The following is a 26,528-nucleotide window of genomic DNA, read 5'->3' as shown; positions in this document are numbered from 1 at the left end:
GACTGAGCGACTTTCTTCTCTGAACATGAAAACCATTCCTTTAATTTACTTAATTTAACGTGATTATTTTATTTCCCCGCATTTACTCGACAACGCTTGCAAATGCAAATTTGGGAAGTACTCTTTCGATCTTAATCTGGACTTCATCGCCAACACTCGTATTCGGGACAAAAACTACAAAACCTTCGATACGGGCAATGCCGTCTCCCTGGCGAGCAATATCCTGAATTGTTACATCGTAAGTTTCGCCCTCTTCAATGGGCACAGAAGTACGTTCGTCTCTAAACATTACATTCATTCCTTTAACTTCTATTAATCAGCTTAGGAAAGCTCTATCGACAGAAAAGAGTAAAAACAGTACTTAACAAGCCAAACTTGAGAACCCAAATTCAGGAAGTACACATTCTACTTAATCTATTTGATTAATTGATCCCCAACAGAGCTTCGGATAAGTCAATTAATGGTCATACTCATATTCGCTTGTATATAACGTTTTGCTTTAATGTCTATAAAAAAAAGAAAAATAATGAAGTTAGGAGAAGATTCAATGTCCGGTTTTCAGACTTCTGATTTCTAATTTTAAAGATACTTAAATAAGGTCAATTCATTTAAAAAATAAAATTAACCCAAATAAAAATATATTTCTCTATTAAAGTAAAGATTTATGAGAGGCAACTTTCCTGAAAGAGCTTAGTAATTTCTATAGGACTCTGGTTTAATTTCGCAAATTTCAGGAAGATAATCGCCTGTGCCGAAACTTATAAATATTTAAAGATACATTGTGAGAGTCGCTCATTCAATGAGAATAACGATGCGTGGGCCCGTAGCTTAGTCAGGCAGAGCGATGGACTCTTAATCCATAGGCCGGGGGTTCAAATCCCTTCGGGCCCGCTACGTCATCTTTTTTATGAATTTTTCCGCTTTAAAAGCCTGCATTTTATTAAGTTTTTTCTCAATGAGATAACGCAAGTATCCTAACATCATATCGCCTGGTGCAGGCAAAATATTAAATGGTATAGATTACCAGCGATAAATCTGCTCATTCCGATAGTCGAATTTTCAATTCAATAACTCATTAAACAGGTTTATTCAATCTTATCTCATTAAAAGAGCAATACATTTAGAAATAAATTATTGATTAATAAACTTTAGTATATAAAGTCTGAATGGGTGAGCTCTAATGCCAAAAGTAAGCGTTGAAATCCCTCAGGAGCTTCTGGATGACCTTAACAGGCATGTGGGAGATAACAAAAAATTTGTCAGTCAGTCTGATGCTATCCGAACTGCCATTCGAAAGATGCTGGATATGATGGATGACATCGATAGAAGGCACGGGAGACTCGATAAATGATTAGAAAAGACAAGTAAAAACGAATAAAAACCCGGGGAAAAATAATTATAAAAATAAATGATAAAAATTACCCCTTTGTTTCCACTGTGCTTTGCCATCTATCGGCTATTTTTTAAGAAAACCTGTACTTCTGTGTAGTTTCCACTGGAAAGAAAAATGAAGGCTGATCTCTCAGGCTGCGAACCTTTCAGGTCAGGAATTCCCGAAATAAATTTCATATAAAAGCTAATTAAAGAGTTCAGGGTTAGAGAGATTCCCTGAAATCCGTTATGCCCTGAGCTACATTGGAAAGCAGGATAAAGGCTATCCTCTGGTTAGGCCAGGATCCGAGCCCGCAGTCAGGACCTACATATTTTATCAGGTTGCCGAACCGCCTGTAATACACCCTGAGCCTTTTGGTTATGGTAGCCGGGGTCTCAAGCTGGCTAACAATTTCCGGAAGGTATTCCTGGTTTTTCCAGACGTTGGTACAGTATTTCTCGTTAAGGATTCCTGCCAGGGTGAAAATATCAGTTCTTGCAATTCCGAGCCTCAGGAAAGAATCCGTATCTTCCAGAATTTTCCTGTCTATCAATTCCAGATAGGAAGGCGTACCTGCGGACTCTACTCCTATAACATTTATTGTAGGGGTCTCACATGCAAGATTATAGTAAAGAGGGGAATGAAGATGAATCTCTACATCGGCTCCCCACTTGCTTGCAGCTTTTGAGGCGTCTGTAAAGGCAGAGATAATATCATTCTCATCAAAAGTTATCTCAGGGTTCAACCCTATGCTTGGCTCATCAATAGAAACCGTAGTGATCTTGAAATTTTTTGCAGATCTCATGGAATTTCTAACGAAATTATTCACGCTTTTTGCAAAAAGAGAATAGATATCCGTATACCGTGTACCTCCAAATTCTCTCAAATAGAGTTCGGTGGGACCGGTTACACAGATCCGGACCTTCAGAGTTTCCCCGAATTGCTCCTTATAGGCTTTTGCAACCTTCTCTATAGCTTCAAGTTCCTCGATTCTGGCGCACTCAAGCTTTACTTCAAAAGGATTGTCACAGCAATTAGAATCGCGAATAACCTTCAGGAATTGCTCATTCATATCCTGATACTGGGGATAGGTAGGAACATCCACACCTGCATCTACTTTCTGCTGAAAGGCATCATTGATTATCGTAAAGAGTTTCTCATCTTCTTCTCTCGTTTTAAAGGCGTTTTGGATCCATTCCTTACTGACTCCGTCAGGAAGGGGATAACTTCCAATATCGTCAAAGATGATTTCTTCCATATCCTCTTAGTAGACCTTTAAGGATTTAGCGTTATTGGAAGACGGAAAAAATAAAAATATAGAAAAAATGCTGGAAAAGCAAAAAACAAAAAAAGGAGAAAACGGGATAAACAAAAAAGGAGAAGATGAGATAAACAAAAAATAGAAAAAACGGGATAAACAAAAAAAGGAGAAGATGAGATAAACAAAAAATAAAAAAACGGGATACAAAAAATAGAAAAAATAGGACAAACAAATGAAAAATTAGAATGAACTAAGTTCTCATCCGGCTGTCCAACCATTAAGGAAAGGATTATTCTTCCGGTCTCATCTTTTCGGCGTTAAATTCATTGATGCCTTTTGCGGTATTCTCAAGCAATTTAAAAGCAAGTTCCTGATCCGGCCAGAAAGCGAGCCCGCAATCCGGGCTTGCATACTTTATCCGATCTCCAAGCACGGAATAAGCCGTTTCAAGCCTCTTTTTCACAGTTTCGGGAGTCTCAAGGTCGGTAACGATTTTCTGCATATATTCTTTTTCCTTCCAGGCATTGACCCCGTACGTTTCATTGACAATGCCTATAAGACCGGAGATGTCGGTTCTCGAAACTCCGAGCCTGATGAAGGTGTTTGAATTCTCAAGCACTTCCTTATTCAGGAGGCTCAGGTAGGAAGGACTTGCCGCATACTCGAAACCTATAACATTGATTGGTGTCTCGCAGATAAGCTTGTATTTTAAAGGGGAATGAAGGTGAATCTCCATATCTGCACCCTGTTTCCTGGCATAGGCAGACGCAACGGTGAGAGCAGAGACAATATCGGAGTCCGAAAACTGAATCCTGTCATTTATCCCGAGGCTTGGCTCGTCAAGGGCTATAACCTTTATTTTGAAATTTTTGGCAGCCTCAAAAGCCTGTTTTATGAAGTCTTCAATATCCAGTGCAAGGACATGATATGCATCCACATAATCCGTTGCCCCGAAGGTCTGGAGGTACAGATCGGTCGGGCCTGCAATACACACCCTGACTTCAAGCGTTTCTCCGGTCTCTTCCCTGTACTGCTTTGCAACCTCGTCAATTATCTCCAGCTCAAGAATCTTTGCATTTTCCTCTTTGAGTACATAAGGCTCATAACAGTTCTTTTCATTTTTAATAATGTCCAGAAACTGCCCTATCATATCTCTAAACTGGGGATAAGTGGGGACGTGCACCCCCACATCGATTTTCCTCCGGAAAGCCTCCCGTACTAAGGAAAAAAGTTTCTCGTCCTCATCCCGGTTCTCAGCCGCAGTCTTTACCCATTCCCTCGTAATACCCTCAGGCGTGGGAAGGCTGCCTCCATCAATAAAAATAATGTCTTGCATACCTGATATGTAAGACAGTATCAAGTATTATAAGTATTGGAATTAACTTAAATGAAATAACTTATCTTAAAATGTGATTGATTTGATCAGCCGGATAGTTTGTCGTTATAAAAACAGCTAAAGCAAAAGAATTTTGTTAAAATACTTAAAATCTTTTCTTGTATCTCCTGAGAACCTCACTGTTTACTTCAAAGGCTTTCTCGTCAATAAAACCTTTCTCCTGAACCCATTCAAAGAACTTTGCAAGGATCCTGGCAGCTGTTCCGACAAACTTCTTGCCTCCTCCGACCTCAACTACATAATTATCGAGAAAGTCCTTAATTCCTGAAGGAGTGAGATGTTCAGGGCCGAAAATATCGCAGTAACTTTTATTTTCGTGTTCTTGCCGGGCATTGTAAAGTTCCCTGTCTTCCTCAGAAAAAGAATCTTCTGCACTGAATTCCAGAAATTCCTCGTAGAGAAGGATTGCGTCTTCAAAGTCCAGGAAGACATCAGGCTTCAAACTGGCTTCCTGTTCATCCAGGAACATCCGAAAAGCTTCATTTATCGTGGTCATAATATCCAGCAGTAGCATTAATAAACTATTATTTTACTGTAAAGGATTTTATATTTTTCTCAGACCCCTCTATACGGGAGGGTATATGAGGTCTTTCACCGGCAAGTGGTCCGAACGACACCACTGTCTGAACCATACTTAAACGGTAGAGCAAAAACGGAAATTAAAGACAAATAAGAAGAAAAGAAAAAAGGGAAAAGGAATCTTCAGCCCTTTTTTTGTTTTTTATGCGGAATTTATCCTTTACATGGAATCGGGAGCTGAAATTCCAAGTGTATCAAGCGAGTTTGCAAGCACGATCCTTGCGCAGTCCACAAGAGCCAGTCTTGCAGCCCTGACTTTTTCGTCCTCGGCAGCAATTACTGGGACAAAGCGGTAGAACTGATTAAAAGCATCAGCGAGTTCACGGGCGTAGATCGCAAGCACATGCGGTTTGAGTTCGCGGGCTCCAAGGTCGATTATGCTGTCAAACATTGCCATCTTCTTGATAAGATCAATTTCAGTATCCTCGACGAGAAGAGCAGGCTCAACTTCTGCGGAGGGATTCCATGCTGCCTCTTCTTTTGCTTTCTCAAGAATACTGCAAGCGCGGGCGTGAGAATACTGGATGTAGGGAGCTCCCTGTTTTTCGAAATCAAGAGCCTCTTTCCAGTTAAAGACCGTGGATTTTTCCGGGGAGACCCTTACTATATCGTATCTTACCGCACCCATTCCTACCATTTCCGCAACCTGCTTTTTGAACTCAGAGGAGGTCTCAGGACGGCGGGTTTCGACCTGTTCAAGGGCAGCTTCTATAATTCTGTCAAAGAGCTCATCTGCACTTATGAATTGCCCGCGGCGGGTGCTCATTGAGCCTTCAGGAAGGGAGACAAACTCGAAGATGACGACCTCAGGCTCCTTGATCCCAATTGCGTTCAGGGTGGCTCTGAGCTGGCCTGAAATCAACTTGTGGTCAGCTCCGAAAACATCAATTATGCGGTCTGCCTGTCCGGCTTTCCATTCATGGTAGGCAAGATCCCTGGTTGTATAAAGGGAGGTTCCGTTTGAGCGCTGGATAACAAGGGTTTTTTCAAACCCGTAATCCGAAAGGTCTACCACAAGAGCTCCTTTATCGGTCTTTGTCCTTCCTGTCGCTTTGATACGCTCGACAATGTCATGTACTGCTCCGGATTTAAGAAAAGTGGATTCACTGACAAACCTGTCGTGGGCAACGTTCAGGCGAAGCAGGGTCTCCTTAATTCCGGAAACCGCCAGAGAAACTGCTTTATCAAAACTATCGATCGTCCTGATATCCCCGGCTTCTACCTTTTCCATGAGAGCATCGATTTCCTTTACGTAGTCCGGGTTCTTATCCAGGTCGATATTGGCTTTAATATACACATCAGCAATGGCAGAATCGGGTTTCCTGGAAAGGTCAAGCTCGAAACGTTCGCATGCCCAGGAAACTACCGCAATCTGGCGGCCCATATCATTGACATAATATTGTACTTCCACATCGTATCCTGCTCGCCTGAGAATGCGGGCAAGGGTATCTCCGATAATGGAATTTCGGATGTGCCCCACGTGCAGCGGACCGTTCGGGTTTGCTGAGGTATGCTCAAGTAAGATTTTATCTTTTGGAGCTCCGCAGCCAAATTTCTCTTTCTCTTCCAGAACCGCAGTAACTGTGCGGTCCAGATAGTGCCTGCCTGCATGGAAGTTAATGTAAGGGCCTGAGGCACTTACCTCCCCTATATAAGAACCATCCGGAATTTCGACCGCAGAAACGATACGGGATGCAAGCTCTTTGGGGTTTTGCCTGTAAAGGCTTGCCAGCTTGAAAGCAGCCCTGCTTGCAAGATCAGCATGAGCAGAGGTCTCGAAATAAAGTTCGGAGTCTTCGATTTCAAGTCCGACCTTTCGGATAGCATCTTTTAGGATTGATATAGCCTGAGCTTTAAATTCCAGGAACAAGATAAATCACCTGTAAAAACTATGAAAACAATGTGATAATTTCGATTTACGGATTCTGATTTACAGTTTTAAGCTACAGTTTTAAGTTACAGTTCAGTTTTCAGCTACAGTTTTAATTTACAGTTTTAAGCTACTAATTTGATCAGTGATCTAAGGACGGTCTAATTAAAAAAGTATTGGATAAAAAGTATTGGATAAAAAGTATTGGATAAAAAGTATTGGTAGGAGTCTGGAAGAGATCAGACCCCGGTACTGTACCTTAGAATTGCAGCAATGCCACCGAAAGCATTCATGAGCTGCGAACCTTCGTCAAAGTCCGTGGATACGAAAGTGACTTTCGCATTGCTCTTGTCGGCAAGTGCTGAGAGTTCGTCCACAACATCGGTAATATCCGTAACCTCAAGGGAAGCTCCACAATTCGGACAGTTCCCGACTGTAGGAGCATGTTCGCCTGGCTTCCAACGCCGTGTCCATTTATTTTCATAGCCGCAAACAGTGCATTTCGTGGTCACCCTTTCAGCCCGCAGATCTTCGGAAAGCAGAAGCACGTCCACAGCATTAATCTCAAGGTTTGCCCGGACCTGAGTCTCCCCATAAGCTACTTTGCCTGAATCAGCAATCAGTTCTTTGAAGAAAGCCCTGACAGCGTTCTTCTGCCCCATGAGCTCAAGGTCTTGAAGCTTATCTCCGGCATTATTTACCAGTTCTGAAAGCCCGGATTCGTCCGTATATGCCGTATCAAAGAGCCCAAGAATCTTTTTCATAAGCTCATGGTGCAGGAACTCCCCGGCATGGAATTCTTCTTTTGTGGGGGAAGGCCCTCCTATCAGGATACCTTTGAGATCTTTAGGATCAACGGCAAGGAAAATCTCACTTGCAGCATCTCCTACCCGCTTGTAGAAATCATGGATAGCAATGAGCCTGAGCTGCTGGAAACGATGAGCACTCTGACCACCTTTTCTCTGCTTGCCCGGAACTGTTGAGGTCAGGTTGCGGAAAGCCTGAATTCGCTTTCCGACCAGAAGCCCTACTGTAGCTTCTCTGCGGTCAAGGACAAGAAGCCCGAAGGTACCTTTGTCCTTGAGCATATCCTCAAGAGGCTCAAGATAGAAAGAGGAATCGCAATGATATTTATAAACAGTAATGGGTTCCGGAGGGACAATTACTTCGCTTTCCATGCTTGTCTTGTTGGCCCCGATATCCACGGCTCCTGTGAAATATACGATTCCATTTTCAGGAACCTTGTCAAGGTATCTGAGCCTTGAAAGAAGGGACTCAATGGCTCCCTGTACATTCGTCCTGGTGAGCTTGGACTTGATGTTTGCAGCCTGACCATGCTCGTCTTTCAACTGGTTTGTAACGTCAAAAATCTGCTTGTCAGCAGGAATATAAAGAGAGATTAGCTCGGTACTTCTTCCCTTTTTATCCCTCAAGCTTTCAAGCTTCTTTTTAAATTCGTATTTTTCGTGTGCAGATTGTTCAGTCATTTTAAAGGTTCCCCGTAAAGAAAGTACAAAATTTTGATATTTCTGGTGAATTTGAGGTTGAATCCGTTATTGAGTTTGAAATTATATCTCTTCGATTGAAATTGGTAAATTTAAGGCGAATTAAGCTAGCTTTCTAATTATTTAGAACTATGAATTATTTGAATTATGAGTCAATTTAAGTTATAGAATTAACTTAAACTGCTGAACCTGTTTGAAGTTGTCAATGGGATCATTGAGCCTTCCTGAGATCCTCGGATTTGAAAGCATATTTGAGAGTTTCAACTTTACATTCTTAAGGTAAGATCTTAGTAAGTTTTATTGTTCAGTCTACCATCCGTTTAGCTTTTCGGTTAGCTTAACAAGGGTTAACAGAGGATTTGATAACAACAAATCACACAGCGAGTTCCTGTCTCAACCGAAAGCTGAATGTAAAAACCGTTCCGAACACGAAAAACCGAAAGTAAGAGTACGCCTGCCAGAAAAGCCGACACCGCGAAATTCCGGTAAAAAGCCAGCTCTCGTAATGCGTAACCTGATCTGTTTCGTGCTCTGTTGATATCACTAGATGTGAGACATAATTTTACTCAAACTGTATCTAATTAGTTTAAAATTGGACTAATCCCTGCTGGAATGTATCCTAATTGAAATCTGAGTTTATATTTGTTTCTATCCCCTAACTTAGTTTATATATTCATATACATATAAAAATCTTCCTGTGTCTAACTACATTGAAATTACTGGTTATCAAGGTGGGAGATAGTTAAGAGCGGATTAATCAGGGCAGGAAAACTTTTTAGCCGGAGATTTTTTTCCGTCCTTTGAGAGCAGGACTACCCTGCTGATTTCGGATTCGTCTGCAATTTTATATCCAAGATGATTTGCAAGTTCCTTTGAAAATTCGAGAACTTCCTCATGGGTCGGCATTGAGGAACGGTCAAGCCTGAGCCGTGAGAAACCCAGGTGCATGTACGCTTTTATCTCTACAAAATCGGGAGAGGCTTTTTCTATAAGCCTGGCATAAGCCTCGGGCTTGGACATATTTTCACCTTTGACCAGAGTGGTCCGGATGACTGTCCTTGATTTTTTCTGATTCAGGATGGACAGGGATTCATTGATTTTTTTCCAGAGTGCAGGCGATCTGGGCTGGCAGACCTTCAGGTAGGTCTCAAGATCCGGCGCATCAAGACTCATGTAGAGCTGAGAAGGGGAAATTTTTGCAAGCATATCCGGGATTGTGCCGTTTGTGACGAGAAAAGTTGTAAAACCCCTTTTTTCGTACTCCTCAATAAGCTGTGGAAGATAAGGGTAAAAGGTCGGCTCTCCGGACAGGGAGATTGCAACATTGTTCGGCTCATTGCCCTCAAGCCAGCGCTCTTTAAGTGCATTAGGAGAACCGCCAAACCCGGTAATTAATTTCCGCTGGCAGGCAATGCTTTCTTCCACTATCTTCTCAGGCGAATCCCATTCCTCAGGCGCAGGAACAGCGACCTCAGTAGGGCGCCAGCAGAAAAGGCAGCGTTGATTGCATATAAGCGTTGGAGTCATCTGAAGGCAGCGGTGAGACTGAACTCCGTAAAACTTTGATTTATAACAGAAACCCTGGCCATTCATAGCGTGTCTGAGCCAGAGACAGGTCTTAACAGCCGAGTGACGGCCTGCCAGAGCATAGCCCTGTTTTTTCAGGAGAGTTTGGAAATCGGGGATATCAAAGGGAAGGGTAGCAGACTCTCTATCCCGGCTTTCTTCCTGAACTTCCGGAAAATCTTCCCCGGCTTTTTCTTTTCTTTCTTCAAGAGGCATTTTCCGAATATTAAATCATTGTGGTATATATAAGAATCGGAAAATAATTTTGGAGATAGCTTCAGTAACCCAATATAAACGCGCCATAACCTGTAATGATCTGTATTCAGTCAAACGCAAGGATCTTTACGTCCAGATCCTCAAGATCGACAATCGGCACTCTGGCAGGCACAGGTATTAGATTTACACGTTTCTGGAATTCGGTCTGGTCCTGCCAGGTTCCGGAATTGACCAGGAGGACATTTTTATAACGCTGGACTCCGAGGGTGTGGACGTGGCCCGTATGGATGATATCAGGCACTGGATCGATTACAAAATAATCTTTTTTCTCGGGAGATATAGAAACTCTGCTTCCATAGGTTGGAGCAAGGTGCCTGCGCTTTAACATCTCAAGGACTGCCCCTGCAGGTTCCTGATACGAGACCCCCGGGATACTCGCCACAAGATCATCAATCGACCTGCCGTGATAGATAAGAACCCGAATACCGTCAAGTTCCACAAGAGCAGGATTACCAACGAAAACAACATTTTGAGGGAAATCAGCCTGAATATTATCCGGCAGGGCGGGCTGGGGTTCTGCCTGGCGAACTGCATCGTGGTTGCCCGGACTTATGATTACGCGAATATGCTCGGGAATTTCCCTGAAGTACTCGGCGGCTTTCCTGTACTGTTCATAGACATTCAGGATATTCAGTTCCGTTTCCTGGTCAGGATAGATTCCTATCCCATCAACAAGGTCTCCTGCGACAACAAGATAACGGATGCTGGCAGCAAGTTCCCTCATATCTTCCGAATCCGACTCTCCTTTTAAAAAATCCAGAAAATCCAGCCAGGCGTCTTCCAGAAACTGAGAGCTGCCCACATGCACGTCCGAAATAAGGACAGCTTTCCCGTGGTTTCCGGTTCTGCGCTGGACGTTATTCGGGGCATCGGGTTGTATTAGTTTTGTAGCAATCATAAGGTTACCGTCATTGGTTACCGAACCCGTTACACCTATGACCTCATCAAGAAGAATTCTTGAAGCCAGTTCAAAAAGCTCTTTATCTGCATTCCTTATAAGTACTGAAAAAGAACCTGTAGGATCCTCCAGAGACAGAATTTTATGGCCGTTGGTAGTGCTGCTGAAATCGGAAACCATGCCTATAATCGAGATTTCTTCAGAACTTCCGTCCCCTCCCCTGCGGAAACTTCTCCTTTTTAAACTCTCGATTGGACGCGCATTAATCCTTCCCCGGATAATTTCCGAAAGCCTGCTATATCTATCTCTGAAGTACTGCACAAATTGTGTATATTCTCCAACGCAGGTGGAATGCCCTGTTATATCCGAAATTACCGTTACAGGGTTTTTACCCGGATAATGTTTGTATTCATCTCTGGAGACGGAAAATAGCCCGTTACCAGAAACGGATGAGGTAGGCTCTGCTCTGAACATCCGATTTGAAGAAGGCGAGGGAAGAGAACTCCCCTGCCCGAAGAAAGAAGAGGCTGACCTGTTTATATTCTGGGAAGAATGAGAGGGAAAAGTAGGAGGCACTGCCTTTACTGAAAAAGTGGAGTTTGAGGCGAAATAAGAGTCCGGAGCTTTCTCAGATGAAAAAGTATCTGGTTCAATATCCGGAGCGGGTTCATAAGCTGTGTCTTGATTTATATCCGGAGCAATATCCGGAACTGAGATAGCATCAGAGACCGGGACTTGAGACGATTTTATAACCGGGTCAGGAGTTGCAATAACAGTATCCGGCTCTGAGGGGGCAATAGGCTCGGAAGGAAAAGCAGGTTCTAAAAACGAGTCCGGATTAAAAGAAGGGTCAGCCTTTAAAGAAAGTTCCGGCTCCGGAGACAGGTTGCATGACCCGGGCGAGGGTATGGAAGTTCCTGAAAGAAACTTACTTTCTTCCGGATAAGAGACCTGTAGCTTATCAGAAGGCGGCTCTCCTGAAGAAGTTTCGGGTCCAGGTTTTTTTTCATTTCCTGCGTAAATCGGCTTTGAAACCTTTCCGGAAACGACAAAACCTTCAAGATCTATATCCTCGATCCCTATGACAATAACAGAGTTGTTTACAGTTGAGAGGACATATTTGAGCAGGTCTTCGGGAGAATCACTGGAGAGGATGAGTTCCACAGCTTCAGGGCTAATCTGATACGCTTTTTCCATAACAGCCCTGATAATGTTACTTTTTTCCATAATTCCGACCTGACCTTTCCGAACTATCTGAGATCTTCCGGGTTTTCGTGCCTGTTGCTGGCATCAGAAGGATTTCACTTTGGACCTGGAAGGCTAAAGCAAAAGCCTGCTTAAAATATAAAAATTGATAAGATCCGAAATAATATGCTAAATTTAATTCGTTACTATAAAGAAGAATCTTATGAAACTTTTATATGTTCCGATAGAATACTATAGTTATTAATTCCGATCTATTCCAGTAACCAGGTTAATTGAAAATTAATATAGAATAAAAACAAATCTTGAGTGAACTTGAGTAAATTTACCGGGAGAGCTAAATAAACTAATTTTTGACTAACTTTATATAAGTCAGAACAGTAGAGTATAGAACTGTAAACGGTCTGCGGCTGCATTAGAAGCCAGACGATCGTGTTATACCTGAGGTCACATAGCAGATTAATCAAACGGATTTCAGCCGGACAATACCGGATGAAAAACAAGACCTAACTAATACATATGGTGCAGCGCCCTAAAGAATAAAACCAAAAGAATAAAGGCTGATTATGAGCGAAATTAATAAGGAAAACAGTGTCCAGGAACAGGAAAACCCCTGGGTTTCCCTTGGAAAGGATTTGCTGTCTGTTGTAGCTGTCCTGATCATTTTCATGGTCCTTTCCAAGCTGGCATTCGGGCTTTGGACTCCTATGGTCGCGGTGGAATCGGGGAGTATGGAGCCGCATATGCAGGTAGGAGATATTATTTTCATTAAGAGCGTCGATCGAGTAAATGTTATCACAAACGAGGAAGGACAAAACATTGGTTATACGTCTTTCGAAAATTACGGGGACGTGATTCTCTATCGACCATATGGAGAGGAAGGGGTAACTCCGATAATTCACAGGGCTATGTACAGGGTGGAAACGGGAGAGCCGATGTGGGAAAACGGTCCCATTGCTCCGTATTCCGGCTATATTACTAAAGGAGATAACGTTATAACCAATACCCATTTCGACCAGGAAGGGCAGATAAGCTACGAAATGCCTGTAAGAGATGAATGGATTATAGGAATTGCACAGTACAGGATTCCTTATCTGGGATATATCAGGCTGTTCTTTTCATGAGCAGGTTATAGACTGCTCGACCTATTTTTAACATCCTGAACCGTCTTCTTTACCAGACGGCTGAAGTATCGTTTTTCTTTATAAGCTTTATATCCGTGTTCAGGCTCACGATTCATATTTTGCCTTAAATTATAATTTCCAGTAATTTGACTTACGGTATAATCTACCATAATTCGCCTTCTTTTATAATTTCCAGTAATTTCCTTAACTTATATTTTTTATAATAATGCTTTTAACCAATTGTGCGGATTTTGCTAGAAATGTGCGAATTCTTCAGTTCCAGCAAATCAGGGTAGAACTCTCAATAAATAACATCAGCACTTAGAAAATCATAACTTGCCTCAAAAAAGAAACCTCAAAAACAAAAATGGGCCAAGAGAATCGAAAGAACCTTGAAAGTCAGAAATAGAGCTCATAAATTAGAGAAAAACTGGTAACTGTAATTTCTGAAAAAGGGAGCAATTCCAAAACAGATAAATAAAGGAAAGGAATGAGAAAGCAGTCAAAGCCAATAAAAAACAGTTAAAAACCGTCGGAAAAATGAAACTCAATAAATTAAAAATCGGAAAGACCCAAACTCCTGGAAACCTTCTTCTTGCGCCTATGGCAGACGTGACAAACCTGGCTTTCAGGCTGCTCTGCAGGCAGAATGGAGCTGACCTTACCTACACTGAAATGATCAGTGCAGATGCGTTGCTCAATGAAAACCGGAAATCGCATCTCAAAGGACTGAGTTCCCCTGAAGACCGGCCTTTTGGGATTCAGCTTTTAGGGAATTCCCCTGAAAAGCTGAGGGAAGCTGCGCTCTTTATTGAGGATGAATATAGGCCTGAACTCATTGACGTGAATATGGGCTGTCCCGCACAGCGCATTACAGGAACAGGATGCGGTTCGGCTCTTCTCAATTCCGGAAAGCTTGTATACGGAATAATCTCAGAGCTGACCGATGCCCTGAAAACCCCTATAACTGCAAAAATCCGCATTCTAGAAAGGGAAGAAGAAACCCTTGAGATTGCGCACCTTATAGAAAAGGCTGGAGCTTCCGCCCTGACCGTACATGGCAGGAGGGCAGAGCAGATGTACTCCGGAAGTTCGGACTTTAAAACGATCAAAGCGGTGAAACAGGAACTCTCCATTCCTGTGATCGCAAACGGTGATATAAGGGACGAAGAGTCCGCCGAATCAGCCCTTGACTTTACAGGCTGTGACGGGCTTATGATAGGGCGTGCAGCAATGGGGAATCCTTTTGTTTTTAAAAGAATAAGGCACTATCTGGAAACCGGGGAAAAGCTGGAAATTGACATGCAGGCCCGGCAACTAGAGGATTTCAAGAACTATGTTGCCTTACTTGAGGAATATGGTCTTTGCTCATCCACAAACCTGAGAACGCATGCTCACTGGTTTACAAAAGGGCTGCGTGGCTCGCGGCAGATCAGGGAAAAGGTTAATAATCTGAAGGATGGAAAGGCGTTAATTGAGTTAATAAACAATTCCTATCAGGTGAAATAATAAAATATCCCATATTTTTTTATGGGACTTTCGTTTACAGCGATAGTGCGACAAACCATGTACATAAGGCAAGTTAACCTGAAAAATAATAAATATACTACGCTTAAAAAATAATTATCGATCAGAAATATATATAAAGAATTTCTTTGTTTCACCGAAAACCTAATAATATTCTACACTATTATCCATGAACTATCAGGCATAAAACGGCGTGAACTCGGAATTGAGGATAGACGCTCTCAATATCAACTATAGCTCAATGAATTAAAAAAAATGCAGGTTAACAATTAGCCACCCAGGTTTTTGGATTCCTGAACCTGCATGTGTATTACTACCAGTATATTATAATAGCCGTGCCTGAAGAAAGGGTCAGATGCCTGCCGCGTCTGACAAGTTAATAAATTGAATAATATCAGGTTAATTCGATCAACATTCAATTACTAGCAGTGTGCTAGACAGCCAATAAAGACTTGCCAAACAGACTGCCGAGAATAGCAAAAAATCGAAAAACATTAGAAAAACGATAAATAAAACCGCATTAAAAAGGAGAATCCAGATGAAGGAAATCAGAATACACGGTCGAGGAGGCCAGGGTTCTGTTACCGCGGCTGAACTGCTTTCCGTTGCAGCTTTTGAAGATGGAAAGTTCAGCCAGGCCTTCCCCGCTTTTGGGGTAGAGCGTAGAGGTGCCCCAGTGCAGGCATTCACAAGGATTAGCAATAATCCTATCAGGCTTCGAAGCCAGATTTACACTCCGGATTATGTTATTGTCCAGGATGCAACCCTGCTTGAAACCGTTGACGTTGCAAGCGGAATACAGGACGACGGGATAATTATTGTTAACACAACCGAAACGCCGGAAAGCCTGAAACTCAATACAAAAGCCAGGGTCATGACCGTGGACGCTACAAAGGTGGCAATGGATATTATAGGTATCCCCATTGTAAACACCGTCCTCCTTGGTGCTTTTGCGGGTGCAACCGGAGAAATCAATGTCGAATCCATACAGCATGCAATAAGAGCTCGTTTCCCAGGAAAGGTCGGAGAAAAGAATGCAAACGCAATCCAGAAGGCCTATAAGCTTATAAGGGGGGAAGAAAAGCATGAGTAATGGATCTGAACAAGACCGCAAGATACGTCCTGAAGTTCTGAAAACCGAGACAGAGAAAGAGGCAGGTCTAAATATTACACACTGCAGAGTCTGTAAACCTGGTTCAACCCTTAAAAACAAGACAGGGGGCTGGAGAAACTTCCGTCCTGTTTATATTTACGAGAAGTGCACCAAGTGCGGGATCTGTGAGATTGTCTGCCCTGATATGTCTGTCAAACCCAGGGAAGATGGCTTTTTTGAATATGATTACGATTACTGCAAAGGTTGCGGCATCTGTGCAAACGAGTGCCCTGCAGATGCAATTGAAATGATTCTGGAGGAGAAATAATGATTGATCCGGCTTATAAGAAAAAAATGGTGGTTGTGGAAGGTTCCTATGCAGTAGCCCATTCCGCGAAAATCTGCCGCCCAAATGTAATTTCAGCCTACCCGATTACTCCCCAGACCCACATTGTTGAAGATCTATCTCAGTTCATGGCAGATGGGGAAATTCCCAACTGTGAGTATATTAATGTGGAATCCGAGTTCTCAGCAATCTCTGCACTGATAGGAGCATCAGCAGTTGGCGCAAGAACCTATTCAGCAACAACCTCCCAGGGACTTTTGCTAATGCACGAGGCGCTTTTTAACACCTCAGGTATGAGGCTCCCGATTATAATGACCGTGGCTAACAGGGCAGTAGGCGCACCGATCAATATCTGGAACGATCACCAGGACGCAATTGCGCAGAGGGATACAGGCTGGCTCCAGCTCTATGTAGAAGACGTTCAGGAAGCAGCTGACACCCTTCCCCAGATCTATAAAATTGCAGAAGACAATGAAATCATGCTTCCGGGTATGGTCTGCATGGACGGCTTTATCCTGTCTCATGTTTACGAGCCTGTTGTCCTGCTTGAACAGGAACTAACCGATGCTTTCCTTCCTGCTTTCCAGCCCGAAAACATTCTTGACCCTCTAGATCCCAAGACTTTTGGAGCCTTTGCAGCCCCGGATACCTATGAAGAGTTCAGGTATCTACAGGAACAGGCAATGCAGAAAGCTCTTCCGAAGATCGAGGCTGTCGCGAAGGAATTCGAGGAAGTCTTTGGCAGGTTCCATGGAGGGCTTATTGATGGGTACATGCTTGATGATGCTGAAATTATTGTCATGTCTATGGGCTCTATCCTCGGAACTGTCAAGGACGTTGTTGACGAGTACAGGGCAAGAGGAGAAAAAATCGGTGTCTTAAAGGTAAGATCCTTCAGGCCGTTCCCGAAGGAACAGGTTAAAGAAGCCATTAAGAATGCACACGCTGTTGTCGTACTTGACAAAAACATCTCAATAGGTACAAATGAAGGAGCTCTCTTTACCGAGACTAAGTCCTGCCTCTACAACAGCAATGTCCGCGTACCCGTAACCGGTTACACAGTCGGACATGGAGGTAGAGACATTCGCGCCGAAAGCATTGCAAAGGTTATTGAAGAAACCAAAAAAGTTGCAAAGTCCGGAATTGCAGTTGAAAGCAGATTCCTGGACCTTAAGGAGGAGTTGCTATGAGCAAAACCGCACCAAAAACATATATCAGCTCCGGACACAGCGGCTGCGCAGGCTGTTGTGATGCCTTTGCTGCAAAATTCACACTCATGGGCTCAGGCCCGGACACTATAATAGTTAACCCGACAGGCTGCCTTGAAGTAATGTCTACACCTTTCCCGAATTCTTCCTGGCAGGTTCCGTGGATCCACTCCCTCTTTGAAAACGCAGGCGCAGTTGCCTCTGGAGTGGAAGCTGCGTTAAAAGCTCTTGGCAAAAAGAACAACACCAAGGTTATAGCAATCGGAGGCGACGGTTCGACCATGGACATTGGAATAGGTGCCCTTTCAGGCGCTTTCGAGCGGGGTCACGACTTTACCTATGTCTGTATGGACAACGAAGCCTATATGAACACCGGAATTCAGCGCAGCAGCGGAACGCCTTATGACGCCAGCACCACAACAAGTCCGGCAGGAAAAGTCTCCTTTGGAAACCCACGCCCCAAAAAGGATATGCCTGCAATTATGGCAGCCCATGGCTCACCGTATGTAGCCACAACCTCTATAGGTTTCCCCAGGGACATGATGCGTAAGGTTAAGAAAGCCACCGAGATCGTAGGTCCGACCTACATTCATGCCCACGCCCCCTGTACAACTGGCTGGGGCTTTGATACCTCCAAGACCCTTGAAATCGCCAAGCTCGCAGTCGAAACCTGCCTCTGGCCCATGTATGAGATGGAAAACGGAGAAATTACCCAGGTCAGGAAGGTTAAGGATCCGAGACCTGTCGAAGAGTACCTCAAGACCCAGAAAAGGTTCAAGCATCTCTTCACCATGGAAGGCGGAGACGAAGAAATAAAGAAAATCCAGGCTGCTGCAGACTGGAACATAAAACACTTCGGGCTTCAGTGAAAACTGAAGTTCTGTTTTTTAACTTTATTTTCACCTTAAAGTTTCAAGTTTATCTCCTTTATTTTAGAGATTACGGGAATTATAGAACTCGAGAGCTTAATTTTTCGGCAATCTCACGGGCTTCCTCGGAAGAAAGACTTTGAGAGCCTTTTTTGATGTAGTCGCTTAATTCGTTTGAACGCACCACAGCCGTATGTTTCTCTTTTATATAAGGAATATCTGCGCCTGTGACAGCGATTATTGACTTTACCCTTATCTCGCCTTTTGCAAGTCGGAAGTATATTTTCTGAAACGTATTTCCATATTTAAGGCTGTTGAGGTACCTGTAAATGAGGTAACTGCTTCTCTGAATTTGATCATAAGGCGTATAAGAGCTCTCATTGAATACTTTCTGAACGTACTCATAACTCCAGTTCTTCACCTCAATAATATAAACTCCAGTCGGACCCACAACCAGGTGATCTATCTGTGCTGATCTCAGTCTTGAACCCTGGAAGTTTATATACTCATTAAGCTCCAGGAATAAATCGTTGAGAAGGAAATAATCTTGAGGTAAATTCTCAAGGTTTTTGATTGCCGCTAACTCTCCTACTGCACCTTTATACTCATTGGTTTTTTTAATTTTCTTTATATTCTCGAGATTTTCAGGAAGCGGATGCAGGCGCCTTTTTATCTCTTCATTTTTATTGTTATTTAAATACACATATTTATTATTCAAGTTTTGAAAATCAGAGTGCTCCCTTGTCAATAATCTATCAATCTCTTTTTGAGGGCTGAGTTTCAAATCCTGAATGAGCCTTGTCTTATTGTATAAAGTTAATTTAGCTCTCAAATATGAAAATAAAGAACCCAGACTAAATTTGATATTTTCGAGTTCGTAGATTTCCCTCTCGAGATTTTTGATCCTCAGGTTAATATCGCTCTTAATTTCGAATGATTTCGATTCTATTACTCTTTCAAGATTACCTATTTCAACTTCCAGATCTTTTATTTCAGTTTCAACCCTGTTGCATTCAGCCGGATATCTCAGCGTGTACTGGTTTTTAAGATATTTTTCCTCTTTAGATATGTCATCAAGGCATCCAAATTGAAATCCGAACTGTCCGGTAATCTTGATTAAACTTTTCTCAGCACCCGAATGCCCTAAAACTTGAACGATAAAGACTCCACCTTACAATGTTCTTATAGAATAAGTTTAAAATTAGACAACCTATCTATTTAAGCTATAGTTTTTTAGAGCCGATCTATCTGTATAAATAGTCGTTTAGGCTCTCAAATAGTAAGAGCATTAGCTGTATAATGTGTAGTATCGAGAGAACATTACGTAGGACTTTCCAGAATCAACCTGAGAATATGCTTAGGTTGGCTCTTGAGAATATTAAACACTAAAATGAGAAGTGCAAAGTAGAGAGAAAAGAATTGCTGAGTCAAATTAGAAAGGTCCAATGACTGTTGAGACAATAAGAATAAGTTCAATATTAAACATAAATAGGCATCTGTTTTTAAATGCCGTTTTTGTATCGTTTTTTGAGCCACTTTCAAAAAATACCGTTTTTCGTAGACCGTTTTTTAAGAAATCCGTTTTTCGAAATCCGTTTTTTAAGATACCGTTTTTTAAGATACCGTTTTTCGAATGTCGTTTTTTAAGATACCTTTTTTCAAGGACACCGTTTTTTACAGATGCCTTGCAATCCAGATATCTTTTTGTAATATAAAACTACGGATGTACTGAAAATCAAATATAAGATTCCGGAAGTACTGTAAAATATATAATGAGTTGAGGCATAAGCAGGGAAGAAATTCTTCTTGCACTGGGTTTAAGCCGAAGTTTGAGAACATCCTGACCTGCTTAAAAGATTAGAGTTTTTAGAATTCTTAGGATCTTTTATGGCTTTCACGGTATTTTTAAAACCGGAACTAAAACTCGGCTTCAGATGTTAGTAAAAGAGATAGTTTTATAGAAAAAAAGTAAGTTACCGGATGATTACAGATCAACTAACGGTAACTGTCTTCTAAGATCAGGCAAATAGCCTTCTCTGTGCAGGGCGATTTTATAATCGCTTATCGCTCTGCATAATTTGTGCGTATATTTTATACAGTCGGTACCAACATCCCCCTTGAACAGCAATTTTTCGGTTTTTTCTATAAATTCGGGGTAAGTAAATACCAGTTCTTCTTTGGTGTGCAGGAACAGAGCTGCAAAGTCCCTATGGATTCCCATACTTCTTTTAAGCAATTCGACGTTCAGGTGATCTTCAGACAGATAGGGGTTGAATTTCACAAAGGTGTGAAAATCTGCGATATTCTGGTTTAAAGAGTTCAGGATTGAATACAGCACGTTATCAGTCTCCGGAAGGGGGATGTCCGGAAGGCCGAGGTATTCTCCATCGAAGTTTTCGTTTTCTTTTATATTTTGATCCCGGGTTGTATCACGATCCATTTTATCACCCTGGTGGCATTTTGTTTTAATAAACAATCTGGTGGTTCCCGTTCTTATGTAACAGGTTCAGTCATTGCTTAGAGGTGGCTTTCAGATACACTTAATGGATCTGGCTTGGGTGGCTCCAGGTAGATCCAGTGTGTTTAGCTCGCCGGCGTATCCGTCACTTCCCCACTCGAAGCAGTTGTACGCACACGGGTTAGATGCTTCAGATTCCGTTTTTTCTTTACGAATCCATCTGAGAGGTTTAGTCCCCGGATTCTATAAAATGAAATCAATTAAACGATTAGGCTCTTGCATCTCACCATATATAAAATTTTGTCTTAATAAAACAGAGTAAATATAATTAAGAAAGGAATCATTACTCAATTCCGCTAAAGTTTGCACTTATAATAATCAGGCACGAAATGGGAAGGCATCATATATGATATCAGGGAAGATATCAGGATATCAGAAAGGATATCGAGATATCAGAACGGGTATGAGATATCAGGGAAGATATCGGGATATCAGAGAAGATATCGGGATATCAGGGAAGACAGAATGTACCGTAGCCTGGCACAATAGAGATCAGGATTCCTTTAAGTCGCCTGAACTTCTTCTATTTTCAAGCATCTCCATCCCGAAGGCTACAAGCCCATATACAAAGCTCAACACGAGAATGATCGTTGCACCGGATGGGACATCGAGAGCATATGAAAGACCTATTCCAGTCACGCTGATCACAGTTCCGAAAGCTATGGAAATCAACATCATTTGCTTCAGGTTATAAGTGAATTTGCGGCTCAGAGAAGCAGGAATAGTAAGAAGGGCAATTACAAGGATAATACCCACGACTTTAATAAGAACTACAATTGTCAGCGCGATAATACAGAGCAGGAAAAGGTAAAGCTTCTCTGTGGGAAGACCCTGCACGGTTGTGAATTCTTCGTCAAAACAGAGAGCAAGGAATTCCTTATAAAATAAGTAAACTGCACCTATTATCACGATATCAAGTACCAGCATGAAATAAAGGTCGAAACGGGGTACTGTGAGAATATTACCGAAAAGATATGTCATAAGATCAGGGGCGTATCCAGGGGTCAGGTAGACAAAAATTATCCCAAGCGCCATTCCAAGAGACCAGAGTATACCTATAGCACTGTCTTCCGGGATCTTAGACTTCTTGCTTACGGTCCCCATTACAAGAGCAGAGATCAGGCTAAAGGGAAGGACGCCGAGCATAGGATTGACTCCCAGGTAATAACCCAGCCCAATACCTCCAAATGAAGCATGGGCTATCCCTCCGCTGATAAAGACTATTTTCTTGACGACAACATAGACCCCAATAATCCCGCAGGCTATGCTTGCCAGGACTGCGGCTACAAGGGCATTCTGGATAAAATTGTATTGCAGAAGATCAAACATTTTTATTTCTCCCTCGTTTTTCGAACTAATTTTGATCTTCAGCGGTTCCCCTCATGGCTACTCAATACCCTGTGGGGTATTCCATGGGCAATCAGCTCGACAGGACACTGGTAGGTAGCTTCCAGGTCTTCAATCGGGATTTCCCTGGAGTTATGGTAATGGAGGGTGCGGTTTAAGCAGGCTATTTTATCAACATAAACCGAAACCGCACTGAGATCGTGGGTAACCATGATAATCGCCATTTCATGTTTGAGCCTGTCCAGAAGGCGGTATAGTTCATCCTGCATATGGGGATCAAGCCCGGAGTTTGGTTCGTCCAGAAGCAGGAGTTTGGGGTTAGTGGCAAGAGCTCGTGCAATAAGGACTCTCTGCCGCTGACCGCCCGAAAGCTGACCGATCTGCCTGTCCCTATACTGGAACATCTCTACCGTCTTCAGGGCTTCTTCGGCAGCTTTTCTGTCTTCTTCCCGATACTTTCTCAGGAAACCCGTATGGCTTATCCTGCCTGTAAGCACAACTTCCCAGACGCTGATGGGAAAATCAAAATCAAAACCTCTGTATTGAGGGACATAGCCTACGAGCTCTCTACTCTTTTCGGGAGGTCTCCCAAAAAGTCTCACACTGCCCCTGTAAGGTTTCAAAAGCCCGAGAAGCAATTTAAGAAATGTGGTTTTTCCTCCTCCGTTTGGTCCGATTATCCCAAGCAGTCCATGGGGCTCTTTAAGTTCCAGATTTATTGCCTCAAGAATTATCTGATTTCCGTAACGAACCCAGATATCCTTTAATTCTATAACCTTTTCCATTGCCTTCCCTTCAGATATCGTTTTTACTTTATTGGATTACGTTCTTCTGGTATTTAGCTATGAAACTCGAATAAGGACCTTTTCGGTTTCATACAAGGTTTCTGGCAAAAGCATCGGATACTCTATCCATGTTTGCAATGTAATCCTTTGCAAGGGGGTCAACAGCTATGACTTCACCGTCTATTCCCTCAGCTACAGCCTGAGCATTTCTCGTACTGAACTGAGGTTGAACAAAGATTACTTTAACCTGCTTTTCTTTTGCCAGATCTATAAGTTCAGCAAGGTCCTTAGCACTCGGCTCTTTTCCTTCAATTTCAACAGGGATCATAGTAAGGTTGTAATCTGCTGCAAAATAGCCCCACGAAGGATGATAAACCATGAAATTCCTTTCTTTCTTCCCTTCGAGTCTTTCCCGAATTTTCGCGTCCAGGGCATCCAGTTCTACCAGGTAAGCATTCTTATTCTGGGCATAATACTCTTTGTTTTCAGGGTCGATTACCACAAGCCCTTCATAGATATTTTCGACCATTAACTTTGCATTTGAAGGAGATGTCCAGATGTGTGGGTCCAGTTCGGATTCATCGTGACCGTCATCATTGTTTCCGTGATCGGCTTCGCTCTCATTTGCATGATCGATTTCAAGTTCTCCTGCATGTTCTTCTCCCGTTTCTTCGTGATCATGGGCAGCCAGCTCTTTAAGCTGGATTCCATTCGAAGAATTCACTATTAGAGTCTCGCTGCTGGTGCTTCTGAACCTCTCGATCCAGACTTCTTCAAAGGGCATTCCACTCCCGACTGTTGCATACATACTGGCTTCGCTCACGTCCTCCAGTTCCCGTGGAGAAGGCTCGTAAGTGTGAGGATCTGATCCAGGAGGAATGACGATAACGGTTTTTACTTTATCTCCGCCCACTTTTTCTACAAATTCAGCCTGGGGGGGCACACTTACGGCTACGATTATAGGCTCATCCGACTCTACTGCTTCTACTTCCTGTCCTGTATTTCCATTAGTCCGGGAATCGTCTGGACCTGTACAGCCGCTGGCGAAAAGGCTCAGACCTATGGTCAAGAGCACTAATAAAGGTAGAATTTTCAGATTCATACTTGAGATCCCGCTTTCTTCACTTTTGCTTTTTATTGGTTCCTGAATTGACTTCTGGATTAGATGAGACCGATGTCAGGGAAAATAAATCTGGGGCATCCAGAGTTTATTATTGCGTCAGGAGTCCGTAATATCCAGAATTTGGGTATGCCCCAAACTTTTGAGATACAAGGAAATTTTTTTGGTGTAACCCCAAATTTATTTCGGCATTGAATGATGGTTTTCCTCATGCAGGCATTTTTCATGACTTATTTCACCACATACCCCGAACATAGGATGGCCCATCGAGCTGCAGATTTTATTTACAGCCCCCCTGGAGACGAATGCTTCAAAGCGCGAAACTTCATCACATGCTTCCTCCGAGGACAGGCCGTAGTGAGTTAAAAGAAGACTGAGAATCCTGTGCCTTCGGACGAGAAATTGCGTATATGCCTTCCCCAGCTCCGTCAGGTTCACACCCCTGTAGGGAACATGGTTCAGATAGCCGGCACTTGCAAGCTCGTTTAAGGTTTTGCTTGTAGTTGAAGGATCGACCTGCATGCCTGAGGAAATCTCGGTGGTTTTTGCAGTGCCTCCTCTTTCAAGAATGAACTTAAGATAGTCTACCTTTCTCGGGGAGAGTTCAAGGCCTGTAAACTCAGGATAACTCTGCTCATTCATATACAGGAATATAAAAAACCGGTATATATTGTTTGCCACACACCAAATTATAAAACTATAGTTGTGCTTCAGGCAAATCAGAAAAAATAGAAGATCCGGAAGAAAGAAGACTGGAAGAATAAGGATCATATCCGAGTAAGAGAAGGTTTCCAGTGAAAGAAAAATTCTCAATAAAAGAGCACATAAGCAGCAGATACAAGCAGGAGACTCACTGCACCCATAAGGGCATTCCCAAGAGTATTTGATCTGAAAACTTCGGAGGGCTCCAGTTCTGCAAGCTCTCCGAAAATCCAGAAGAAAGGATCGTTGACATGGGAAAATACAAAAGTGCCAGAAGCCATTGAGAGAATAAGGATTTCCGGAGGAAGCCCGAGTTCAGGAACAAGAGGCAATATCAGGGAAGGTGCAATGAGCATGGTTACAACCCTTGATCCCTGTACGGTTTGAAGGGCTGCGGCTACAAGAAAAGGTATAAGAATATGAGGAAGGCTCAATTGCAGGAAAAGCTGGCCTAACGCTTCACCTGCTCCTGTCATGGCAAGGGTTGCACCGAGCGCTCCTCCTCCGCAAAGATCGAGAAGGACAACTCCACTTCTCCTCACAGCTTTTTCGATCAGTTCACTCAGCACGGAAAATCCGAGCCTTCTGCCGGAAGATATGGACAGAATAACTCCTGTAAGAAGCGCAATATTAGGATCTCCCAGGAATTCAAGCACAGGATACGAATGCTCAAAACCTGCCTGAAAGAAAATCAGGAGTAAAGGGAAAAAAATAGGAGAGTAAGCCTCAAGCCTTCCGGGTTCTTCGGCAGTGGTTTTATAAATTTTTATGTTTTCATTCCCTATTTCCACTTTCTTTTTTACGGTTCTGGTTGTTTCGGATCCAGTCATTCCCAGCCTTCTGGCATAAAGGTAACCTGTTACGGAAACCGGAATTGCGATAAGAAATCCAAGGATAAAAAGCCTGTCCTCACTGGCTGAAAGTTCTTCTGCTGCCGAGATTATTACAGGTGAAGGATAGACAAGATTAAATGAGGCAACAGCTCCAAGTGCAAGGGCCGTTGCAGTGGAAATAGAGGGGTTATCGAGTCTGGCAGCTAACTCTTTAGCTATTGGAATAAAGATAACATAGGCAAGAATGTAACACATCAGGGGTACAGAACAGAGAAACCCGATAAGATTCAGGGCAAGTAAAGGGTTTTTGAAAAAACGTATAATATCAGAAGCTATTAACGACATTCCTCCCGTGCTCTGGAGTAGAATTCCTATGACGCTTCCACAGGTAATAATAATAGCAAAACGGGAAAAAACGCTGCCCAATCCTTCAGTTATTGCTTCAACCGTAGCCAGGGGCTCCCCTGCAAGGGCGCCTGTAAAAACGGATACAAGAACAAGGCTAAGAAAAGGGTGCAGCCTGAGTCTGGCTGTAAAAAATAGAATAAGGATAAGGGCAAAAAGGAATATAAACACAGGATGCATGATTTTAAAATTTGCTATCAAGTTTTTAACTATTCGCCTCAGGAGAGGATAGCTTATTGAATTCTTCAATCTCTTCTTCTCCAATTACCCTTGCCAGGTTCAGGAGAATAAGAAGCCTGTTCCCTGTCTTTCCTACACCTGTTAGATATTCTGCATTAATTTTCGATTTAATCATCTCAGGGGTTGGTTCAATTGAAGAGAGAGGCAGGCGCATGACTTCCTTTACGGAATTTACAAGCATTCCAATGACCGTATCTTTGACCTCCACTATGATAATCCTGGACAGGCTGTCAGTTTCTTTCGACGGGAAACCAAGCCGCCTGTTAAGGTCTATCACTACGAGGATTTTTCCCCGCAGGTTAATGAGTCCTTTTATGCATGCCGGGGCCTGGGGAACGCGGGTAATTCTCGGAACCGGAAGAACTTCGGAAACCTGCATGATGTCTACTCCGAAATCTTCGCCTGAAAGCTCAAAGGTCACTAAATGAAGATTTTTTTCCGGGAGACTCGAACCTCCTTCTAACGCTTCTTCAAACATTTGAATT

23 protein-coding genes and 1 tRNA gene are annotated in these 26,528 nt (G+C 42.8%); 8 read left to right on the top strand and 16 right to left on the bottom strand.

Annotated elements, in window-relative coordinates; genetic code table 11:
* Positions 1-82: 82 nt before the first annotated feature.
* The gene (locus tag EQO05_RS10630; protein ID WP_128506359.1) at positions 83-289 is read right to left on the bottom strand and encodes a TRAM domain-containing protein; all 207 of its coding nucleotides are present in this window, start codon (positions 287-289) and stop codon (positions 83-85) included.
* Between the two features lie 528 nt (positions 290-817).
* On the opposite strand from EQO05_RS10630, the gene EQO05_RS10625 reads away from it, so the two are divergent.
* A tRNA-Lys gene (locus tag EQO05_RS10625) sits at positions 818-891 on the top strand.
* Between the two features lie 289 nt (positions 892-1,180).
* Positions 1,181-1,351, top strand: coding sequence for a type II toxin-antitoxin system ParD family antitoxin (locus EQO05_RS10620; protein WP_128506349.1), 171 nt, complete (start codon positions 1,181-1,183; stop codon positions 1,349-1,351).
* Between the two features lie 244 nt (positions 1,352-1,595).
* On the opposite strand, the gene EQO05_RS10615 is transcribed toward EQO05_RS10620, so the two are convergent.
* From EQO05_RS10615 to EQO05_RS10585, 7 genes are all read right to left on the bottom strand, one after another.
* Entirely contained in the window at positions 1,596-2,630 is a 1,035-nt protein-coding gene (locus EQO05_RS10615) for a methionine synthase (protein WP_128506346.1), read from the bottom strand.
* Between the two features lie 292 nt (positions 2,631-2,922).
* Positions 2,923-3,969, bottom strand: coding sequence for a methionine synthase (locus EQO05_RS10610; protein ID WP_128506344.1), 1,047 nt, complete (start codon positions 3,967-3,969; stop codon positions 2,923-2,925).
* 145 nt (positions 3,970-4,114) lie between these two features.
* A complete protein-coding gene (locus EQO05_RS10605; RefSeq protein WP_128506342.1) occupies positions 4,115-4,525 on the bottom strand; it encodes a hypothetical protein in 411 nt (136 codons plus the stop codon).
* A 243-nt stretch (positions 4,526-4,768) separates the two neighbouring features.
* Positions 4,769-6,478 (bottom strand): arginine--tRNA ligase, encoded by a 1,710-nt coding sequence (argS, locus tag EQO05_RS10600; protein ID WP_128506340.1) that lies wholly within the window; start codon positions 6,476-6,478, stop codon positions 4,769-4,771.
* Positions 6,479-6,717: 239 nt separating this feature from the next.
* Entirely contained in the window at positions 6,718-7,965 is a 1,248-nt protein-coding gene (gene prf1 / locus EQO05_RS10595; RefSeq protein WP_128506338.1) for a peptide chain release factor aRF-1, read from the bottom strand.
* Positions 7,966-8,736: 771 nt separating this feature from the next.
* Positions 8,737-9,765, bottom strand: a complete 1,029-nt coding sequence (twy1, locus tag EQO05_RS10590; RefSeq protein WP_128506336.1) for a 4-demethylwyosine synthase TYW1 — start codon at positions 9,763-9,765, stop codon at positions 8,737-8,739.
* A 106-nt stretch (positions 9,766-9,871) separates the two neighbouring features.
* A complete protein-coding gene (locus tag EQO05_RS10585) occupies positions 9,872-11,950 on the bottom strand; it encodes a DNA-directed DNA polymerase II small subunit (RefSeq protein WP_128506334.1) in 2,079 nt (692 codons plus the stop codon).
* A 542-nt stretch (positions 11,951-12,492) separates the two neighbouring features.
* Here EQO05_RS10585 and EQO05_RS10580 point away from each other — a divergent pair.
* From EQO05_RS10580 to porB, 6 genes are all read left to right on the top strand, one after another.
* A complete protein-coding gene (locus EQO05_RS10580; RefSeq protein WP_128506332.1) occupies positions 12,493-13,050 on the top strand; it encodes a signal peptidase I in 558 nt (185 codons plus the stop codon).
* A gap of 540 nt (positions 13,051-13,590) precedes the next feature.
* Positions 13,591-14,559, top strand: coding sequence for a tRNA dihydrouridine synthase DusB (dusB, locus tag EQO05_RS10575; RefSeq protein ID WP_128506330.1), 969 nt, complete (start codon positions 13,591-13,593; stop codon positions 14,557-14,559).
* 556 nt (positions 14,560-15,115) lie between these two features.
* Complete coding sequence (locus tag EQO05_RS10570) at positions 15,116-15,670, top strand: pyruvate ferredoxin oxidoreductase subunit gamma (RefSeq protein WP_128506329.1); 555 nt, start codon at positions 15,116-15,118, stop codon at positions 15,668-15,670.
* Between the two features lie 37 nt (positions 15,671-15,707).
* Complete coding sequence (gene porD, locus EQO05_RS10565; RefSeq protein WP_205793783.1) at positions 15,708-15,998, top strand: pyruvate synthase subunit PorD; 291 nt, start codon at positions 15,708-15,710, stop codon at positions 15,996-15,998.
* Positions 15,998-17,206 (top strand): pyruvate synthase subunit PorA, encoded by a 1,209-nt coding sequence (gene porA / locus EQO05_RS10560; RefSeq protein ID WP_128506325.1) that lies wholly within the window; start codon positions 15,998-16,000, stop codon positions 17,204-17,206. The genes porD and porA overlap by 1 nt, the downstream gene beginning before the upstream one ends.
* Positions 17,203-18,093, top strand: coding sequence for a pyruvate synthase subunit PorB (gene porB, locus EQO05_RS10555; protein ID WP_128506323.1), 891 nt, complete (start codon positions 17,203-17,205; stop codon positions 18,091-18,093). Before porA ends, porB begins: the two co-directional genes overlap by 4 nt.
* A gap of 79 nt (positions 18,094-18,172) precedes the next feature.
* On the opposite strand, the gene EQO05_RS10550 is transcribed toward porB, so the two are convergent.
* The 8 genes from EQO05_RS10550 to EQO05_RS10515 form a co-directional block, all read right to left on the bottom strand.
* Positions 18,173-18,925 carry a nuclease-related domain-containing protein gene (locus EQO05_RS10550; protein WP_164888531.1) on the bottom strand — a complete coding sequence of 251 codons (753 nt, stop codon included), beginning with the start codon at positions 18,923-18,925 and terminating at the stop codon, positions 18,173-18,175.
* Positions 18,926-20,077: 1,152 nt separating this feature from the next.
* Complete coding sequence (locus EQO05_RS10545) at positions 20,078-20,533, bottom strand: hypothetical protein (protein WP_128506319.1); 456 nt, start codon at positions 20,531-20,533, stop codon at positions 20,078-20,080.
* A gap of 570 nt (positions 20,534-21,103) precedes the next feature.
* A complete protein-coding gene (locus EQO05_RS10540; RefSeq protein ID WP_128506317.1) occupies positions 21,104-21,940 on the bottom strand; it encodes a metal ABC transporter permease in 837 nt (278 codons plus the stop codon).
* Positions 21,941-21,978: 38 nt separating this feature from the next.
* A complete protein-coding gene (locus EQO05_RS10535) occupies positions 21,979-22,743 on the bottom strand; it encodes a metal ABC transporter ATP-binding protein (protein WP_128506315.1) in 765 nt (254 codons plus the stop codon).
* An 88-nt stretch (positions 22,744-22,831) separates the two neighbouring features.
* A complete protein-coding gene (locus EQO05_RS10530; RefSeq protein WP_128506313.1) occupies positions 22,832-23,845 on the bottom strand; it encodes a metal ABC transporter solute-binding protein, Zn/Mn family in 1,014 nt (337 codons plus the stop codon).
* Positions 23,846-24,043: 198 nt separating this feature from the next.
* Positions 24,044-24,505: a metal-dependent transcriptional regulator gene (locus EQO05_RS10525; protein WP_128506311.1), complete on the bottom strand. Its 462-nt coding sequence runs from the start codon at positions 24,503-24,505 to the stop codon at positions 24,044-24,046.
* A gap of 167 nt (positions 24,506-24,672) precedes the next feature.
* Positions 24,673-26,052 (bottom strand): GntP family permease, encoded by a 1,380-nt coding sequence (locus EQO05_RS10520; protein ID WP_240664573.1) that lies wholly within the window; start codon positions 26,050-26,052, stop codon positions 24,673-24,675.
* On the bottom strand, positions 26,009-26,521 hold the full coding sequence (locus EQO05_RS10515) for a chemotaxis protein CheW (RefSeq protein WP_128506308.1): 513 nt from the start codon (positions 26,519-26,521) through the stop codon (positions 26,009-26,011). Before EQO05_RS10515 ends, EQO05_RS10520 begins: the two co-directional genes overlap by 44 nt.
* Positions 26,522-26,528 lie beyond the last annotated feature (7 nt).

Source organism: Methanosarcina sp. MSH10X1, from assembly GCF_004099695.1.
GTDB lineage: Archaea > Halobacteriota > Methanosarcinia > Methanosarcinales > Methanosarcinaceae > Methanosarcina.
The sequence above is the reverse complement of the archived record's forward strand: the minus strand, read 5'-3'. Positions and strand labels throughout refer to the sequence as shown.

Coding starts and splice junctions, on each gene's coding strand:
- EQO05_RS10630 (WP_128506359.1), bottom strand. CDS start 289: ATGTTTAGAGACGAACGTACTTCTGTGCCCATTGAAGAGGGCGAAACT.
- EQO05_RS10620 (WP_128506349.1), top strand. CDS start 1,181: ATGCCAAAAGTAAGCGTTGAAATCCCTCAGGAGCTTCTGGATGACCTT.
- EQO05_RS10615 (WP_128506346.1), bottom strand. CDS start 2,630: ATGGAAGAAATCATCTTTGACGATATTGGAAGTTATCCCCTTCCTGAC.
- EQO05_RS10610 (WP_128506344.1), bottom strand. CDS start 3,969: ATGCAAGACATTATTTTTATTGATGGAGGCAGCCTTCCCACGCCTGAG.
- EQO05_RS10605 (WP_128506342.1), bottom strand. CDS start 4,525: ATGACCACGATAAATGAAGCTTTTCGGATGTTCCTGGATGAACAGGAA.
- prf1 (WP_128506338.1), bottom strand. CDS start 7,965: ATGACTGAACAATCTGCACACGAAAAATACGAATTTAAAAAGAAGCTT.
- twy1 (WP_128506336.1), bottom strand. CDS start 9,765: ATGCCTCTTGAAGAAAGAAAAGAAAAAGCCGGGGAAGATTTTCCGGAA.
- EQO05_RS10585 (WP_128506334.1), bottom strand. CDS start 11,950: ATGGAAAAAAGTAACATTATCAGGGCTGTTATGGAAAAAGCGTATCAG.
- EQO05_RS10580 (WP_128506332.1), top strand. CDS start 12,493: ATGAGCGAAATTAATAAGGAAAACAGTGTCCAGGAACAGGAAAACCCC.
- dusB (WP_128506330.1), top strand. CDS start 13,591: ATGAAACTCAATAAATTAAAAATCGGAAAGACCCAAACTCCTGGAAAC.
- EQO05_RS10570 (WP_128506329.1), top strand. CDS start 15,116: ATGAAGGAAATCAGAATACACGGTCGAGGAGGCCAGGGTTCTGTTACC.
- porA (WP_128506325.1), top strand. CDS start 15,998: ATGATTGATCCGGCTTATAAGAAAAAAATGGTGGTTGTGGAAGGTTCC.
- porB (WP_128506323.1), top strand. CDS start 17,203: ATGAGCAAAACCGCACCAAAAACATATATCAGCTCCGGACACAGCGGC.
- EQO05_RS10545 (WP_128506319.1), bottom strand. CDS start 20,533: ATGGATCGTGATACAACCCGGGATCAAAATATAAAAGAAAACGAAAAC.
- EQO05_RS10540 (WP_128506317.1), bottom strand. CDS start 21,940: ATGTTTGATCTTCTGCAATACAATTTTATCCAGAATGCCCTTGTAGCC.
- EQO05_RS10535 (WP_128506315.1), bottom strand. CDS start 22,743: ATGGAAAAGGTTATAGAATTAAAGGATATCTGGGTTCGTTACGGAAAT.
- EQO05_RS10530 (WP_128506313.1), bottom strand. CDS start 23,845: ATGAATCTGAAAATTCTACCTTTATTAGTGCTCTTGACCATAGGTCTG.
- EQO05_RS10525 (WP_128506311.1), bottom strand. CDS start 24,505: ATGAATGAGCAGAGTTATCCTGAGTTTACAGGCCTTGAACTCTCCCCG.
- EQO05_RS10515 (WP_128506308.1), bottom strand. CDS start 26,521: ATGTTTGAAGAAGCGTTAGAAGGAGGTTCGAGTCTCCCGGAAAAAAAT.